We start from the raw sequence: 16147 nt of genomic DNA, 5'->3' as shown, positions 1-16147 counted from the left end.
TACGGTTGAATTTAGCCGGTGTATATGTATATACAAGTAAGTGATTTAATTAATTGACGCAGCTGCTGCTTAGCGCGTTTGACTCTGAACCAAATATTGGGATATCGCTATGCCAGTTTATTTTACCAAACGTGCTTTTCTATCTGATGGATGGGCAACTGACGTACAGATTACGGTGGATGAACAAGGGGTTATTCAGCGTATTATTAGTGGCAGCAGCAATGAAGGTTGTCAGGTTTTATCCGGGCCAATAGTACCGGGAATGCCAAATCTTCACTCTCATGCTTTCCAGCGGATGATGTCTGGTTTAGCTGAAGTAGCGGGTAATCCACAGGACAGCTTTTGGACTTGGCGGGATCTGATGTATCGCTTGGTTCAGCAATTGACGCCAGAACAAGTCGGGGTGATTGCTCGTCAACTGTATATAGAAATGCTGAAAGGCGGCTATACCCAAGTTGCTGAATTCCATTATTTACATCATGGCCCTGACGGTATCCCATACAGTAATCCTGGCGAAATGACGTCACAACTGAGCCAAGCTGCGCAAGATGCCGGAATAGGGATGACTTTATTACCCGTGTTATACAGTTATGCGGGGTTTGGTGCTCAACCCGCTCAACAGGGTCAACGCCGTTTTATACAAAACACAGAAACCTACCTCAAGCAGCAGCAAGTTATTCGCCAACAGCTGGCAAATCAACCACTACAAAATCAAGGGCTCTGCTTCCACTCATTACGTGCTGTAGAGCTGGGCCAAATGCAGGAAATTTTGCAAGCTTCGGATAAACAGTTACCGGTACATATTCATATTGCTGAGCAGCAAAAAGAGGTTAATGACTGTCTGGCCTGGAGTGGGCAACGACCGGTCACTTGGTTATACGATAATTTACCTGTCGATAGTCGCTGGTGCTTGATTCATGCTACGCATCTGGATGAAACCGAGCTTGTGCGTCTGGCGAGCAGCCAAGCTGTCGCGGGTTTATGCCCCACAACAGAAGCGAATCTGGGGGATGGTATTTTCCCGGCAGTGGATTATTTACATCATCAAGGGCGATGGGGAATTGGCTCTGATAGCCATGTTTCTCTTGATGTGGTGGAGGAGCTACGTTGGTTGGAATATGGTCAACGTCTACGGGATCAACGCCGTAATCGGCTAACAAATGAAAAGCATTCTGCGGTGGCAGATTTACTTTATAGCCAAGCGTTGGCAGGGGGGAGGCAAGCTTGTGCCAGTAAAATTGCACAGTTGGCTGAGGGATATCGTGCTGATTGGCTAGTTTTGGATGGTGACGATCCTTACATTGCCGGTACAGAATCTGCTTCTTTATTGAATCGGTGGTTATTTGCGGGGGACAAATCGCAAATTCGGGATGTTTATGTGGCGGGCAAAGCGGTAATAGTGGATAGATATCATCCAATGCAACAGCAAACTGCACAGGATTTTCTGGCTGTATTGAAAGCCTGTCAACAGGAGGTCTGATGAGCTTTACCGTTTTTGATTTTGCCAGCTTACCGGTAAGTCGTTGGCGAAATGGTGGCGGAGAAACCCGTGAAATTGTGTGTTGGCCTGTCGGGGGAGATGATTTTGCCTGGCGCGCCAGTATTGCGACGATTGAACAAGATGGTCCATTCTCAGTATTCCCTGATATAGACCGGTCCATTACCTTACTTTCTGGGAAGGGCGTCGTGTTATCCAGCCCAAACTGGGAGGCTCACACACTTTCACAGCCATTACAACCTTTTGCTTTCCCTGGGGATATTCCTATCCATGCACATCTGCTTGGGGGGAGTAGTCAGGATTTTAACATCATGACTCGGCGAGGTTGCTGGCAGTCTTCAGTAACATCTATTAGCTCAGCACAAGAACTACCCGTATCTCATGGTGGGCTGATTTATGTTGTGAAGGGAAAATGGCTCATTAGTCACACAGAAACTCATGAGCTAACCGCTTCGCAAGGCTGCTGGTGGTTACCTGCTATCAAAGGGGGACAACTACAACCACTGGTTGCGGACAGTTGTTTGTTGTGGGTAGACCTGTTTCCCGAGAGATAGGATATTAGTCGGCTCGGTCTTTTGAACTTAACACTAACCTATTGATTTAAATTATTAAACCATCATTTGATTTCATCAAAAACACCCAGTATATGCCCGATATTTAAGAGTGAATGGGCATATACTCAGGGCTTTCCGCTATTGCCTTCTTCCATTTTTCTCTTCTGCTTAAATCCGCTATAGGTGATTTTGCCGCAGTTTAATCATGCGTCCATTCATTGGCTGGCGCTTAAATTACCAGCATTTGTTAGATCCCTGTCATAGTTTTGTTATTTGCTCGATACAAAACACATATTTCGGTTGTTTGGTGTTAAAAATTTCAATAATCTTAATTTTGAAATAAATATTTAAAAAACGAAGGAGGGATTGTCATTAGAAAGTAAAAAATATTAATTCATTATTTTATATTGAGTTATGAAATTTGTAGGCCGGGGATGGGGCGGTTGCATTCACGGAAAGCGCACTGAGATGCCTAAAATAGCTATGTTTATCACTGACCAAGTTAAGTGGTGGTAAAAAAATATTTTCAATAAGTAGGCATCGAAATGTTAATGCATTCCACTATTGAAGGGTATAGATCATGAAGCTGAAGAAAATCATTATTACCTCACTCGCTATCTGTATGCTGCCATTGGGCGCCTATGCTAAAGACTTGAAGATTGGCGTTTCTATGGCCTACTTCGATGACAACTTCCTGACAATACTGCGTCAGGCTATGCAAAATAAGATGAAAGAAGAAGGGAATGTCTCTGGGCAATTTGAAGATGCAAAAGGAGATATTGCTCAACAAATTCAGCAGGTAGAGAATTTCGTCAGTCAGGGGGTCGATGCCATTATTCTCAACCCGGTTGATACTCAAGGTGTGAAGCCAATGATTAAACTGGCTGAGCAGGCCAAAATCCCGCTGGTCTTTGTAAATCGTCGCCCTGAAATAACCTTACCTTCTGGTATGGCCTATGTTGGTTCTGACTCTGAACTGGCAGGGCGCTTACAGATGGAAGAACTGGCAAAACTGATGGGTGGAAAGGGTAACGTCATGATTCTTATGGGCGAGCTCTCAAGTGAGGCGACCCGAGACAGAACCCGAGGTGTTGAGAAAGTTGCGGCTCAGTATCCAGACATTCATATTATTGATAAACAAACTGCAAAATTCTTCCGCAAAGAAGCTGTTGATGTTACTACCGATTGGATTCTTTCTGGGCAGCAAATAGATGCAATCGCTTCAAATAACGATGAAATGGCTATTGGTGCTATTCTTGCTTTAAAACAAGCCAAGAAAACAGGTGTGGTGATTGGGGGGATTGATGGCACGCCGGATGCACTTGAGTTTATTAAGAAAGGAGATCTTAATGTCAGTATTTTCCAAGATGCGAAAGGACAAGGAGAAGGGGCAGTAGATACCGCTATTAAATTAGCATCTGGTCAGAAAGTAGAAAGTAGCGTGATGATCCCTTACCAGTTAATTACCAAAGATAATTATCAAGATTTCGCCAATAAAAACAAAAAATAAAATAGAAACTATTCTTAGTAAGTAATTAACTCAATAACTTGCGGTGAATAGGTTAATATATTTTTAAAGTTAGAATTACACGCAATAAAATGTGTGCTTTGACGCTATTTTAATAGATAGATAATGCCGTATTTATCATTTTATTAAGTGAATAAATACGGCACGTTCAACAGAAGATAATGAGATGATGGAGATGGTCATATGTATCCTTACATTCTCGAGGCTGAAGGTATCAGTAAGCAATTTCCTGGTGTTAAAGCACTGAATAAAGTGGGCATAAAAATAAAGCCAGGCAGTGTCCATGCATTAATGGGAGAGAATGGAGCAGGGAAATCAACACTTATGAAGTGTTTGATTGGAATATATCATCCAGATGAAGGCACAATAAAAGTAAAAGGTGAGGTCGTCACTTTTAGCGATACTTTAGACGCGCTTCATGCGGGTATTGCAATGATTCATCAGGAATTAAATCTGGTGCCACATATGACGGTGGCGGAAAATATTTGGCTAGGACGAGAGCCTGTTCACTATGGGTTAGTTAATCATGACTTGCTCAACAGTAAGACGCGGGATTTATTACAACATCTCAATATAAGATTAAAACCAGAAATGGTCGTTGGTGAGTTAAATATAGCCAGTCAACAAATGGTCGAAATAGCCAAAGCTGTCTCTTATGATGCCGATATTTTAATCATGGATGAGCCAACGTCAGCATTGACTGAAGGGGAGGTTTTTCACCTTTTCGCGATCATTAATGAATTAAAAGAACAAGGCAAAGGCATTATTTATATCAGCCATAAAATGGATGAAATTTTTGAAATTACGGATGAAGTCAGTATTTTTCGTGATGGAATGTTTGTTGCTACAGATAAGACAGAAAATCTGACAAAGCAATCTTTAATCACCATGATGGTTGGTCGTGAACTGACCCATATGTTCCCAAAATTTAATAATAACATTGGCGAAGAGGTGCTTAAAGTCAGTGCATTGCGCCGTGATGGTTTGTTCCGTGATATTTCATTTACGGTTAAACGAGGTGAGATATTGGGTGTGGCTGGCTTAGTCGGCGCGGGCCGCAGTGAAGTGATGGAAAGTCTATTCGGCATGCATCCAGCAGATAGTGGCGAAATTTTTATTGAGGGCTTGCCTGTCAACATTGACTCACCCTCAAAAGCTATTGAACAAGGGTTGGCTTTTTTGACCGAAGACCGCAAGAAATCAGGATTATTTCTCGTGCTGTCGGTGGTTGAGAATATGAGCATTGTGAATCTTTCAGAGTATATCAATAAAAAAGGTTTCGTCAGTCATGGGCAAATGGCACAAGACTGCATGGAGCAGATTAAAAAGCTAAATATTAAAACACCTACCATGGACCAAATTATTAATAATCTGAGCGGCGGCAACCAGCAAAAGGTTTTGATTGCACGCTGGTTATTAGCTCAGCCTAAGATACTTATTCTTGATGAACCCACTCGCGGTATTGATGTCGGGGCAAAATCAGAGATTTATCGCTTAATTAGTGAATTAGCCAATCGTGGTGTTGCCATCATTTTAGTTTCCTCTGAATTACCTGAAATTCTAGGAATGAGTGACAGAGTTATGGTTATGCATGGTGGTCATATTACGGGAATATTAGACAAACAAGATGCCAGCCAAGAGAAAATAATGGCGCTAGCCTCTGAATAATTGCAGGAAGGTAATAATAATGAATAATATTAAAGCTGATAAATCACTGACGACTAGCTCGATAAAAGAACATTCGTTTATGTCCGGATTAAAAGGTAAGTTACCTAAAGATACCGGTATTTTTATTGTCATGATCGGCATTGCATTAATCTTCGAGTTTCTTGGTTGGTTTATCCGTGACCAGTCATTTCTATTAAATCCTAATCGATTATTATTGATTATCTTGCAAGTTGCAATAATAGGTATTATTGCTGTCGGAGTGACGCAGGTCATTATCACCACGGGTATTGATCTTTCCTCTGGTTCTTTAATTGCATTAACTGCTGTGGTTGCCGCAAGTTTGGCACAAACATCTGATAGTATTTCTCCAATGTATCCACACCTATTGGATTTGCCTGCGGTTGTTCCTATTACTGCAGGAATAGGGGTAGGGATTCTCTGTGGCTTTATTAATGGCTTCCTAATTACTCGCACCGGGATCCCGCCATTCATTGCAACTTTGGGGATGATGGTCTCTGCCAGAGGGCTGGCTCAGTACTATACCAAAGGTAATCCGGTCAGTTTTCTCTCTGATGATTTTACGGCAATCGGTCAGGGGGCAATGCCCGTTATTATTTTCTTAGTTGTCGCTGTCATTTTCCATATTGCATTAAAACACACTCGCTATGGTAAATATGTCTATGCCATTGGTGGAAATATGATTTCCGCGAAAGTCTCTGGCATTAACGTTAATAAATATCTGGTGATGGTTTATACCATTGCCGGTGGATTGGCTGGTTTAGCTGGTGTGGTTCTGGCGGCGCGCGTAAGCAGCGGGCAATCCAGTATGGGTCAATCATATGAGCTGGATGCCATCGCCGCTGCAGTGATTGGTGGTAGCAGCTTGATGGGGGGCGTTGGGCGCATTACCGGCACAGTGATTGGGGCGGTAATATTGGGATTGATCAAAAGTGGTTTTACTTTTATTGGTGTGGATTCATACATCCAAGACATTATTAAAGGGATTATCATCGTCAGTGCAGTAGCTATCGATATGCACCGTAATCGTAAAAAACGCTAGTTATTCAATACCAATTCCGGATGGCTTGAAAGTGCCAAAGCTATTGATTGCTTGATGTGTAATGGTATAACATAACACATTAAGCAATCAGCCAGGAGGCACGCATGCCAAAGAAACTTACCCATTTACCACTAATAGCACTCAGCATTTGTCTCTCATTGACCAGTTTTAATTCGTTGGCCCACGGTAAACATAGCCATGGTCACGAGCATCAACAGTCGGATGTTGCTCGCAAAGCGAGTGAAGGTATTTTTGCCGATAAAGATGTCAAAGATCGGTCGCTCAGTGATTGGGACGGAGTCTGGCAATCTGTTAATCCCTATCTGTTAAAGGGAGATTTGGATCCGGTACTCGCCGATAAGGCGAAAAAGAACAAAGATAAAACAGTTGAGCAATACCGAGAATATTATAAAAAAGGTTATGCCACCGATATTAATATGATCGGTATTGAGAATAACACTATTGATTTTCATACTGCTGAGGCGGTTAGCTCCTGCCAATATACTTACTCAGGTTTTAAAATAATGCACTATGAGTCAGGGAAGAAAGGGGTGCGCTATTTGTATGAGTGTAAAGATGCTAATGCCAAAGCGCCTAAATATGTCCAGTTTAGTGACCATATTATCGAGCCGCATAAATCCCATCATTTTCATATATACATGGGTAATGAGTCACAAGAAAAACTCCTCAAAGAAATGGAAAACTGGCCAACCTTTTATCCAATATCTTCGGACAAAGATGAAATTGTTCACGAGATGCTACATCACTGATGTTGCCCTAATCAGTTATCCTGTGTAACAACGAAGCCGCGCAGTCCACCTTGCGCGGCTTCGTTTTAGATAAAAGAGTATTTACCAGGTAGTAATTCTGCCATCTTGCACCGGGCGGGTGAATTTGAAGCTCAACTGGTTAGCCGGTTTATTACCAACGATATTGTTATCGATATGTCCATCATCCTGTTTGTCTCTTCTGAGTTTTTCATATTCATTTTGTGAAACCCGGACACCAAATTTCGAAACGAGTTTCTGTTCACCTGTTTCACTGTCTTTGACCATCATAGGGAAGAGTTTATCGCCTGGCGTTACTGGTTCGACAATCAGATACCAGCTTCTGCCATTTGAGATATCGTAGGTACGTTCAACACCTGATTTTTCACCCACACGATCGATAATAATCAAACTGAGTGGCTGTTTAATAAAGTCATAAGTCTGCTCAAGTTCTTTCATTGCGTCGACCCAAGCAGAAGGTGGACCTATATTCACCAGATCTACGCCAACTAACATTTTCCGGGCTTCAGCAATTTGCTCTGCAATTATTGCTCTATCTTGCGGTGAGAGCGGAAGGTTACGGAGATCTTGGGTTCGGCGATCCATCGACTGATATAAACTCTCGCGAGTCTGCTCTTTATCATAAGCTGCAAAAGCGGCATCGACCTGCGCAGCAACATTCTCTGCATTTCGTGACAGAGCTAGAGTCGCACCTGCGAGGATAGACGCAATTTCTGGTGCCCGCTGGGTATAGAGTTTGAGGTTCGGGTCTTGGGTTATTTGGTTAAGAGTTTCATCCATTTTTTGCAGCCGTGGCAGACTGTCGACTAAGTCCTGAGCCTGCGTGAGTAGTGATGTCTGCTGCTCATTCCCTTTACTTAAGGCCGATAAATAGTGTTGTGAATTTTCTTTTGAGGAGAAGGTTCCTTGGTATGATGGTTCAATCGCCTGTTGGGTAGAATGGAAATCGTCCAATACGCTTTTAGCTTTAGCTATTATCTGGTGGGCCGATTGTGCCGCGTAATTTAGATGCGACAGTTTGATATTATCTATTTGAGTCGATAATTGTTGCGCTTGGGTTGTTAGAGCACTGTTTTGTAATACTTGCGAGGCAATGTCTTTTTCCAATGCAGCAAGCTGGTTTTTACCCACGTAAATATTAATGCCTACGCCGATGACAAGTAAAAGGACAATAATGCTCAGACTGGTTAGCCACTTTTTACTGGTCATATGTAAAAAAGCCACCATGCGCTGGCTAGCATTCATCTTATTGCTTTGGAAGCGTAATCTATTGTCAAACCAGCTTGTTACACCTTGCTCAATCAGTTCATCACTGATACTTACACCGGTACTTTGATAGTAATCACGAATTCGTTGTGCAATACGCTGGCGTAATTTCGGCAGATCCAAATGCTCTTCCAAAGCAATTTGTTGGGCATAGAGTGAGTCAATAATAGCCATGGCACCTAGTTGATCTCTCAGCTTAATCTCATTCATTGGTGCACTCCATTTGGCGTATTCAGTCGATATTTAATATGCATTAGAAACTGTCCGTAGAGCGGAAGTTACCACCACCTGTTGATGACGATGAACTGAATCCACCACCTGAAGATGAAGATGAAGATGAACTGGATGATCTACCATAAGAAGATGATGTTGAAGAAGAACCTGAGTTAGACTCTGAATAAGAGGAACCTGAGCTTCTACCCGAAGAGCGGCGGTTGGATAATATCGCTGCCACGGCAATGGTGGTAATAACATCAGTGGCGGTTGGTGTGGTAGTTGCTAGTCTGACAATATCATTGAGTTTTTTGAATACTTGCTCCAGGCTAGTAACACCATTGAGGAAGCTCTCAAACAGGTCACTATGTTCTTGGCTATGCAGCCATCGGAATTCATAGTCCGAGTTATTAAGACGGCTATTTAAAAATGCCGACTCTAATATAGCTGCGGCAGATGCACGAGGTTTCGCAGTGACAATATATTGCTCTTCCTCACGCCGTGTATCCTCCAGTTTTAGCCCCATCTGTTTTAACCTTTTAAGTTCCCCCAATAGGCGGTCATCATCAGTTGTCACTGTTTTAGCAACCAGTGCATCTAGCTTTTCGAGTGGTAATGAGGCCATTTGTACTGATAGCTGCTTAGCAATACGATCAAAAGTCTCTCCTTCACCAAGCGAGTATTGCTGTACTTTATCTTGTAAATCTCGCACCTTTTGCTGGCTTACCGCCAAGTGTTTTTCTAGCAATTCAAACTGTTGATAGTAGGAAGGTAAATTTAGTTTCTCTTCAACTTTAGTGAGATGATTCAAGTATTCGTTAGTGCGCTTTTCAGCTTGGTCTTGCAATATTTCCAGGCGTCGCCCTGATTCCTTTGGTAGCGCTTGCAGCATCTGGTAATTGGCGTAATTGTTGGTGTAATTAATATGCCGCGCCAGCCAGTTATCCAAATTACGTGAGATAGGCCAACTGCGATAATTAGGTTGGCCATAATTTTTACGAATTAAAAACATGAAGATAGGATGGTTAATATACTCGGCCAACTTACGGTCAGTTTCTGAAATTAATTCGCTATGGTGAATTTTTTGTTGATTTGCTTCATCATAGAATTGAACCATAGTTTGCCGTGTCGCGATGGCATCAGGATTTTGTTGTAGTAATTGCTCTCGTTCAGTCTCTAATGGTTCAATTTGCTTGCGCAATGCTTGCAACTGCTTTAGCTGACGGAGAATATCGTTTTCATTGAGTTGCAATTCTTGTTGAGTCTGGGCGAGTTCATGCTGCAGATTATCCAGTAAATCTTGCACTATCTTAATGTCATTAGCTCCACTGTTGTCTTGTAACAACAGCGATGCCATTTGCTGATAAGTGGTCGCAATTCTTTGTTTTATTACCAGTTGTTGGTGGCGTGTTTCTGCCAGATCAGATTCTGTTCGGGAAAGGCGTATCCGGCTCTCTTCCGCCAATTGCTCAAGGATTTGGCTTAATTGTTCAGCTTGCATTCAGTCACTCCGCACTCAGCCCTCTTTTCGTAAGAAGGGCATTTGGGTTTATTTAGCGCGAGACTTCCGCTTTGGTAACAACATCGGCAAAACGACGTTTTCCCTCTTCAACAACAGAAGCCAACTCATTGGCATTATTCGTTGCTTCAGTTCGCAGTTCGTCAATCATGCGGTAGCTGGACTCTTGGAATGACACGATTGCATTAACCAGAGCACGGACTGAGTCGGCTTTTATGGTCGAGCCATATCCAGCGCGTAATCCATCTTCCAGTTGCTGGTTACCTTGGGTTGCAATGATTGTCAGGCCATCATTGATGCCGGTTTTCATTGCTTCCAGTGTCTGGGTGCTTTCGGATAAACCTTGCAGTGATGTCATTGAAGCGGAAAGGGCTGTGAATACGATTTCGTTAGTGCTGAAAAAGGTGACACTTTGGCGATAAACTCGCTCCTTGATGGCATTAGTTTGCTGAAGGCGAGCAAAAATAGCTTCTGCGGCGTTATATGCAATCAGAAGATTATCAGTCAAATCTTTAACTATCTGATAGCGTTCGTCTTCTTTCTGCATTGCTCTTATGGACTCATCGCGGATAAGCTCTAATCGTGAGAGCTCTGCGGCGTCGCCACCTTGATATTGTTCAGTGGCTCCCTGTGTTTGCTGTAATAACACTCGGCTGTTTTGCAAATTATCTTGTGCAATAGACAATACTGTTTGGGCATCAACATGCGCTTGTTTCAGGCCAAAACGGAAGTCTTGATAGGCATCCAAAATGGCTTTTTCACGGCTGATCTGCTCATTTGAGGCCTTAGCAACATCCAAATAGGTTTTCTTGATGTCATTGAATCTGTCAGGAATTGAACCGCGGCGTAACGTCATCCAGCCAGATTTTATACGCTCGATGACATCGAGCTTGCCATCTTCCAGCCAACCGACCATCTGTGTGGCATCTTCACGAATGGAATCAAATGCAGCAACTATTTTTCCTTGTCGGTTAGCGACATCCATATTGGCAATATTGTCGCGAACCACCTCGTTAAATGAACTTTGCTGCTGTAGCGTGCGACCAATCGCCATCACACGGTTAGTATCAAGGTCTGCGATGGCGTCGAGCAATGTTAGAATGGGAGCATCTGATTCTGGTGAAAGGACAATCCCTAACTTTTGCAATTTTCGAATGGCTTGAGAGGTATAAGAGGCCAGCATATTATTCATTATTGATTCCATTTTTGAGGAAGAATCCTGCTATAAATTTGTCTACATCATTATTTGCTAAGTTAATTCTGTCAGAATATCAGCTTTTCAATACATTAATTATCTCACAGTGAAATAAAGCTACCTGAATAGGGTATGTTGCAGGTCATCCCATCGGTTAATGAAAAAGAGAAAATCGAGCCTTCTCAATTTGCGTCATGTTGATATGTGATGTGCGTAGAACTAATTTTCATTAAAATTGAAATGTTGTTTTGATAGTGATATCTTCGCTATAATCAAGCCAAACAACACATTCAATGGACTCGGTTTCATTGACCAAATCGGAGAGAATATAATGAAAATTGCACTGATGATGGAAAACAGTCAGGCAACTAAAAACGCGATTATCCTGAAAGAGCTGAACGCCGTAGCCTCAGAAAAAGCGTACCCGGTATACAACGTGGGCATGAGTGATGAAAACGATCATCACCTGACTTATATTCATCTGGGTATTATGGCCAGCATTCTGCTTAACTCTAAAGCAGTCGATTTTGTGGTAACTGGCTGTGGTACTGGTCAGGGCGCAATGATGTCATTGAACATCCATCCTGGTGTTGCGTGCGGCTATTGCATTGATCCAGCGGATGCTTTCCTGTTTGCTCAGATTAATAACGGTAATGCCCTGTCTCTGCCATTCGCCAAAGGTTTTGGCTGGGGTGCAGAACTGAATGTGCGTTATATCTTTGAGAAAGCATTTACTGGCGTTAAAGGTGAAGGCTATCCACTGGATCGTAAAGAGCCGCAAGTTCGTAATGCGGGTATTTTGAACCAAGTGAAAGCCGCGGTAGTGAAAGAAAACTATCTGGATACACTGCGCGCGATCGACCCAGAATTGGTCAAAACTGCGGTGAGCGGTGAACGCTTCCAGCAGTGCTTCTTCGACAACTGTCAGGTTGAAGAAATTAAAGCATTCGTGAAACAAGTTCTGGCGTCATAATCTCTCATGTCGCAATACCAAGGCTCCTTTTGAGGAGCCTTTTGCTTATCTGAGATGGACTAAATAGGATGAGTATCAAGGATTAGCACTTAGGTGTGGTTCCTTGTGCGGGCAGATAGCGCAGGGGATCAAGGGCGGTCGCCCGGTAACGAATTTGGAAATGCAGCATCAGAGTATCGGTTCCCGAACTTCCCAATGTGGCTATTTTTTGCCCAGCTTTCACATCCTGCGCATTCTTCACCAGCATGGTGTCGTTATGAGCATAAGCCGTAATAAAGTCATTACCGTGCTTAATCATGATTAGATTGCCATAACCGCGTAACTGATTCCCAACGTACACGACACGTCCTTTGGCTGATGCATATACCGGCTGCCCACGTTTGCCCGCAATATCAATACCTTTATTACCGCCATCGGCAGTGGAGTATTTCGATATCACCTGACCACTGGTTGGCCAACGCCAGCAACCACCTGCTCCTGGTGGCGGTGTGGATTTAGTTATCGTAGAGCTGGAAGATTTACGTTTATTCGACGCCAAACTTCCACTAGAGGTAGCGCTGTTGAGTCGCAGTTTTTGCCCAACTTCTAGCCGATAGGGCGGGCTGAGTTTGTTGATTCGGGCAAGATCACTGACTTCGCTGTCACTGATCCAGGCAATAAAATAGAGAGTGTCGCCGCGCTTAACGGTATAGGACTTATCGTTGTAACTGCCTTTCGGTAACGTGGAATAGTCGCGCTTTGATTTGTTTGAGCACCCAGCCAATAGCAAAATAGTTATTGCATATAACGCCAACCGTGGCCACAACCGCATTCTGCTTTTTGTGTTCAAAACGTTTCCTTTGTCATCAAAATATCAAGCACCCTCAGCCACCTATATTAACATTTGAATGATAAGCGTCAAAAGCCAGAGCAAGGTTATTGCCTGAATTGAGGGGGGATGAGAAAAACAAAAGAAGCTCGGCACCTTTTTGCAGGGGATCATAAAAACAGAAACCCAGCAATTGCATGGGTTTTTGTACAACAACCTAGGGTTAAAAGCCAATTGAGAGTGTATCAGCTTGCCAGATTGCTAAATCGCGTTTTACTGAATCAAGCTTGGTATTCGCCGCTTGATAAGCATCTTCCCCCATAAAGAAGTGCAATGGCGGGTTGGTTCACTGCATGCTTAACATTAGCTTCATCATTCAAATCGACACTCAGAGGCAGAAATGGTGGCGACGTCATGCCCGGCGGCTAATAATTGTTGCGTGAATATCAGGCCAAGGCCTTTCGACGCGCCTGTAATCAACCAGGTTTTGGTGGCAGTCATATTATTTATATCTTCACTATTAGGTTGCTTTCATTACAGGGATATCAATCAAGAACGTTGAAATAGAGCCCACCTTTATTGACCAAGCTGCGATTGGTTAATACTGTCAATTTCTTATCCTGCAACATGTCGGCTGTAGCCTGAATGTAATGCTGAAAATGCGGGGTCTGGCGATGAAATTCATAGGCTGCATCACCCGCATAGATTTCCACAAAACGCCACTGTTCAGGATGGCCTTTCACTGTGGCGGCATACATCGCTAACACGCCGTCCTCTTTTTCCATTGCCGCTTTCATTTCATCGATCACAATCTGGCGGAATTGCTCATTGACGCCGTTTTTCAGGGTGATTTCCGCATAGCGCATCACCGGTTTATCTGAGACGTTGATTACCCATACAGGGGCGGCTTTTTCCGCGAAAAACTGAGCCTCGGTTTCGGTAAGTTTTTTATGCTCGGTGAGTAAACTGGGCGCTTTCGCTTGGTAAGCCTTGAAATGAGGTGACGCAACATGCGCCTCATAAGCATTTCTATCCTGATAAATCTCGAATAAATATGACAGATTTTGCTTATCTACTGGGCTAACCGCATACATCGCCAACACTCCCGGTTCGGTGCTGACAGACGCTGTCAGGTTCTCCTGACCGGCCAAATTAAATGCTTGTTGCTGATTATCCTGAATGCCAAGCTCAAAAATCCGTAAAAGAGGTGCGGCATTAGCCACTGACATGAGGCTGACAGAAAATAGGGTAGTGGCGGCCATGCTGGTCAGAAAATTCATACTGTTACCTCCTTTGTTGATGATTTTGACTCTACCAGGGCATGGCAGAAAGACCTGATGCCCTGGCTCGCCCTACGTGACGACGAATTATTTATCTGAAAGTGCTGCTAACAATTTTTGTTGGAACTGCGCGATGTGTGGCTTATTCGCACCGGCGACGTCATGAAATACCAGCGGCTTCATATAATTCATCCCAACATAGAGCGCACTGGCTTTCATTGGTGTCAATACTTCATCCATGGTGCTTTGAATCAATCCATCATGAGAATAGGTATATTCACTCGCACCCGCTGAGGTGACGACCAGCATCTGTTTATTTTTGAGTGCATCGCCACCCGGGCCGAAAGCCCAGCCGTAAGTCCAGACTTCATTTAAATAGGCCTTCAGCATAGGAGTGATATTGAACCAGTGCGTTGGATAGATAAAAACAATGCGATCAATATCTTCGTAAGCTGCCTGCTCTGCGGCGACATCAAATCCGTTCAGGTTATTGCCATAGAGAGACTCAAGGTTACGTACCTCTACGTTCTCTATTCCTTCCGCTGTCTGCTGCAATGATTTGATTATTTTTGATTGGGTTGGATAGGGATGCGAAACAATAACTAAGCTTTTCATTCTCTATTTCCTTTATTCATTTTTTACTGCTCACCCTTGATGGCGGAGAGTATGCCGCGGTTTATTGATAACTTTAATGGCAGCTATGGTTGAATCATATTCAACCTAAGGTTAATAATTGATGGGGAGCTGTCGGAAATATTGATTTCGCGAGGAAGGGATATGGAATTATCACAGCGGGTGCGGGCCATTTTGTCTTTTGTTGAGGCCGCTGATTCTGGCAGTTTTACTGCCGCGGCCCGTATTCAGGGCATCAGTGCTGCTGCCGTCAGTAAAAATATCGCCAGCCTTGAACAGGTTCTCGGTATACGTCTGATGAATAGAACAACAAGAAAGCTAAGTTTGACAGAGGAGGGCCGTGTCTTCCTGAAACAGGCCCGTATTGCTATTGAGGCGCTAGATACGGCTGCGGATATGGTGGTCGCACGCAAGATGGAGACCAGCGGGCATGTGCGAATTTCAACCAGTGCGGCATTTGGCCGCGAACAATTATTGCCCGCATTACCGGGCCTGCGATCGCGCTATCCGGCCCTGCCGGTGGAAGTTGATTTTGATGACAGAGTGACGGATTTGGTTCGGGATGGTTATGACCTTGCCATTCGTGGTGGCCGTATCGTGGATTCGTCATTGGTGTCGCGCCCGGTTTGTCATCTCAATATGATTTTAGTTGCCGCGCCAGAATATCTGGCTCTGCATGGCGTTCCTCACTCCCCAGCAGATCTTGATAAGCATCATTTAATCGCCAGGCGATTTTTGGGCGGGCGCGTTGCGCCTTGGGGATTCCGGGCCACGGATGGCAGTCTTACCACGGTGGAGCCGGATTCAGCGGTGGTCACCATTTCAGCGCCGGAAGCTCAGGCTCAGGCCGCCTGTTTGGGGCTTGGCATCGCACAGGTCGGGGTGCACCATGCGCTTCAGCATCTGAAGTCAGGGGCGTTGAAGATAGTGCTGTTTGGTCAACATGACCCGGGTAACTATGAAATGGTGATTCAATATCCACACCGGGCACTGATAGCGCCGCGAGTGTGGGTTACGGTGGAATATCTATTGTCGCGGTTTAAACAGGACGAAACGCTGCAATTCCCACTCGATGAACTGTCGCGTTTTCAGTGAAGAGTAAAAATTGCAGTGCGGGTTGATAGGCCGGGCAAATATCATCACCCGGCCTGATAGTGGAAGGAA

General features: G+C 43.9%; 15 protein-coding genes. 8 read left to right on the top strand and 7 right to left on the bottom strand.

The window, feature by feature from the left end; genetic code table 11:
- The first annotated feature begins 109 nt into the window (after positions 1-109).
- From N0H69_RS15695 to zinT, 6 genes are all read left to right on the top strand, one after another.
- Positions 110-1480 carry a formimidoylglutamate deiminase gene (locus N0H69_RS15695; protein WP_050151678.1) on the top strand — a complete coding sequence of 457 codons (1371 nt, stop codon included), beginning with the start codon at positions 110-112 and terminating at the stop codon, positions 1478-1480.
- Positions 1480-2052, top strand: coding sequence for a HutD/Ves family protein (locus tag N0H69_RS15690; protein WP_050107335.1), 573 nt, complete (start codon positions 1480-1482; stop codon positions 2050-2052). Before N0H69_RS15695 ends, N0H69_RS15690 begins: the two co-directional genes overlap by 1 nt.
- A gap of 580 nt (positions 2053-2632) precedes the next feature.
- Positions 2633-3562, top strand: a complete 930-nt coding sequence (locus N0H69_RS15685) for a sugar ABC transporter substrate-binding protein (RefSeq protein WP_050151679.1) — start codon at positions 2633-2635, stop codon at positions 3560-3562.
- Between the two features lie 201 nt (positions 3563-3763).
- Positions 3764-5248, top strand: a complete 1485-nt coding sequence (locus tag N0H69_RS15680) for a sugar ABC transporter ATP-binding protein (protein WP_050133908.1) — start codon at positions 3764-3766, stop codon at positions 5246-5248.
- Positions 5249-5267: 19 nt separating this feature from the next.
- Positions 5268-6308, top strand: coding sequence for an ABC transporter permease (locus N0H69_RS15675; protein WP_050107332.1), 1041 nt, complete (start codon positions 5268-5270; stop codon positions 6306-6308).
- Between the two features lie 104 nt (positions 6309-6412).
- Positions 6413-7078: a metal-binding protein ZinT gene (gene zinT / locus N0H69_RS15670; RefSeq protein ID WP_050107331.1), complete on the top strand. Its 666-nt coding sequence runs from the start codon at positions 6413-6415 to the stop codon at positions 7076-7078.
- A gap of 81 nt (positions 7079-7159) precedes the next feature.
- Here zinT and N0H69_RS15665 read toward each other — a convergent pair whose 3' ends face one another.
- The 3 genes from N0H69_RS15665 to N0H69_RS15655 are packed head-to-tail and all read right to left on the bottom strand — an operon-like array spanning position 7160 to position 11286.
- Positions 7160-8572, bottom strand: a complete 1413-nt coding sequence (locus N0H69_RS15665; RefSeq protein ID WP_050151680.1) for a DUF6384 family protein — start codon at positions 8570-8572, stop codon at positions 7160-7162.
- A gap of 43 nt (positions 8573-8615) precedes the next feature.
- Positions 8616-10076, bottom strand: coding sequence for a hypothetical protein (locus tag N0H69_RS15660; protein WP_050151681.1), 1461 nt, complete (start codon positions 10074-10076; stop codon positions 8616-8618).
- Positions 10077-10128: 52 nt separating this feature from the next.
- Complete coding sequence (locus N0H69_RS15655) at positions 10129-11286, bottom strand: RLV_5639 family protein (RefSeq protein WP_050151682.1); 1158 nt, start codon at positions 11284-11286, stop codon at positions 10129-10131.
- Positions 11287-11620: 334 nt separating this feature from the next.
- Between N0H69_RS15655 and N0H69_RS15650 the strand changes: the two genes are divergently transcribed.
- Positions 11621-12262: an RpiB/LacA/LacB family sugar-phosphate isomerase gene (locus tag N0H69_RS15650; protein WP_050151683.1), complete on the top strand. Its 642-nt coding sequence runs from the start codon at positions 11621-11623 to the stop codon at positions 12260-12262.
- Between the two features lie 82 nt (positions 12263-12344).
- Here the strand turns inward: N0H69_RS15650 and actS are convergent, their stop codons facing one another.
- The 4 genes from actS to N0H69_RS15630 form a co-directional block, all read right to left on the bottom strand.
- The gene (actS, locus tag N0H69_RS15645; protein WP_050107329.1) at positions 12345-13073 is read right to left on the bottom strand and encodes an amidase activator ActS; all 729 of its coding nucleotides are present in this window, start codon (positions 13071-13073) and stop codon (positions 12345-12347) included.
- 369 nt (positions 13074-13442) lie between these two features.
- Complete coding sequence (locus N0H69_RS15640) at positions 13443-13571, bottom strand: hypothetical protein (protein WP_259705558.1); 129 nt, start codon at positions 13569-13571, stop codon at positions 13443-13445.
- Positions 13572-13615: 44 nt separating this feature from the next.
- The gene (locus N0H69_RS15635; RefSeq protein WP_050151684.1) at positions 13616-14350 is read right to left on the bottom strand and encodes a putative quinol monooxygenase; all 735 of its coding nucleotides are present in this window, start codon (positions 14348-14350) and stop codon (positions 13616-13618) included.
- An 87-nt stretch (positions 14351-14437) separates the two neighbouring features.
- The gene (locus N0H69_RS15630) at positions 14438-14965 is read right to left on the bottom strand and encodes an NAD(P)H-dependent oxidoreductase (protein WP_050107327.1); all 528 of its coding nucleotides are present in this window, start codon (positions 14963-14965) and stop codon (positions 14438-14440) included.
- A 162-nt stretch (positions 14966-15127) separates the two neighbouring features.
- On the opposite strand from N0H69_RS15630, the gene N0H69_RS15625 reads away from it, so the two are divergent.
- A complete protein-coding gene (locus N0H69_RS15625) occupies positions 15128-16078 on the top strand; it encodes a LysR family transcriptional regulator (protein ID WP_050151685.1) in 951 nt (316 codons plus the stop codon).
- Positions 16079-16147 lie beyond the last annotated feature (69 nt).

Origin of the sequence: Yersinia alsatica, assembly GCF_025133195.1 — a bacterium.
GTDB classification, from domain to species: Bacteria; Pseudomonadota; Gammaproteobacteria; order Enterobacterales; family Enterobacteriaceae; genus Yersinia; species Yersinia alsatica.
This window is presented reverse-complemented; position numbering and strand designations above follow the sequence as displayed.

What these genes read in the sequence shown, in the direction of transcription:
- N0H69_RS15695 (WP_050151678.1), top strand. Translation starts at nt 110, where the DNA reads ATGCCAGTTTATTTTACCAAACGTGCTTTTCTATCTGATGGATGGGCA.
- N0H69_RS15690 (WP_050107335.1), top strand. Translation starts at nt 1,480, where the DNA reads ATGAGCTTTACCGTTTTTGATTTTGCCAGCTTACCGGTAAGTCGTTGG.
- N0H69_RS15685 (WP_050151679.1), top strand. Translation starts at nt 2,633, where the DNA reads ATGAAGCTGAAGAAAATCATTATTACCTCACTCGCTATCTGTATGCTG.
- N0H69_RS15680 (WP_050133908.1), top strand. Translation starts at nt 3,764, where the DNA reads ATGTATCCTTACATTCTCGAGGCTGAAGGTATCAGTAAGCAATTTCCT.
- N0H69_RS15675 (WP_050107332.1), top strand. Translation starts at nt 5,268, where the DNA reads ATGAATAATATTAAAGCTGATAAATCACTGACGACTAGCTCGATAAAA.
- zinT (WP_050107331.1), top strand. Translation starts at nt 6,413, where the DNA reads ATGCCAAAGAAACTTACCCATTTACCACTAATAGCACTCAGCATTTGT.
- N0H69_RS15665 (WP_050151680.1), bottom strand. Translation starts at nt 8,572, where the DNA reads ATGAATGAGATTAAGCTGAGAGATCAACTAGGTGCCATGGCTATTATT.
- N0H69_RS15660 (WP_050151681.1), bottom strand. Translation starts at nt 10,076, where the DNA reads ATGCAAGCTGAACAATTAAGCCAAATCCTTGAGCAATTGGCGGAAGAG.
- N0H69_RS15655 (WP_050151682.1), bottom strand. Translation starts at nt 11,286, where the DNA reads ATGAATAATATGCTGGCCTCTTATACCTCTCAAGCCATTCGAAAATTG.
- N0H69_RS15650 (WP_050151683.1), top strand. Translation starts at nt 11,621, where the DNA reads ATGAAAATTGCACTGATGATGGAAAACAGTCAGGCAACTAAAAACGCG.
- actS (WP_050107329.1), bottom strand. Translation starts at nt 13,073, where the DNA reads ATGCGGTTGTGGCCACGGTTGGCGTTATATGCAATAACTATTTTGCTA.
- N0H69_RS15640 (WP_259705558.1), bottom strand. Translation starts at nt 13,571, where the DNA reads ATGACTGCCACCAAAACCTGGTTGATTACAGGCGCGTCGAAAGGCCTT.
- N0H69_RS15635 (WP_050151684.1), bottom strand. Translation starts at nt 14,350, where the DNA reads ATGAATTTTCTGACCAGCATGGCCGCCACTACCCTATTTTCTGTCAGC.
- N0H69_RS15630 (WP_050107327.1), bottom strand. Translation starts at nt 14,965, where the DNA reads ATGAAAAGCTTAGTTATTGTTTCGCATCCCTATCCAACCCAATCAAAA.
- N0H69_RS15625 (WP_050151685.1), top strand. Translation starts at nt 15,128, where the DNA reads ATGGAATTATCACAGCGGGTGCGGGCCATTTTGTCTTTTGTTGAGGCC.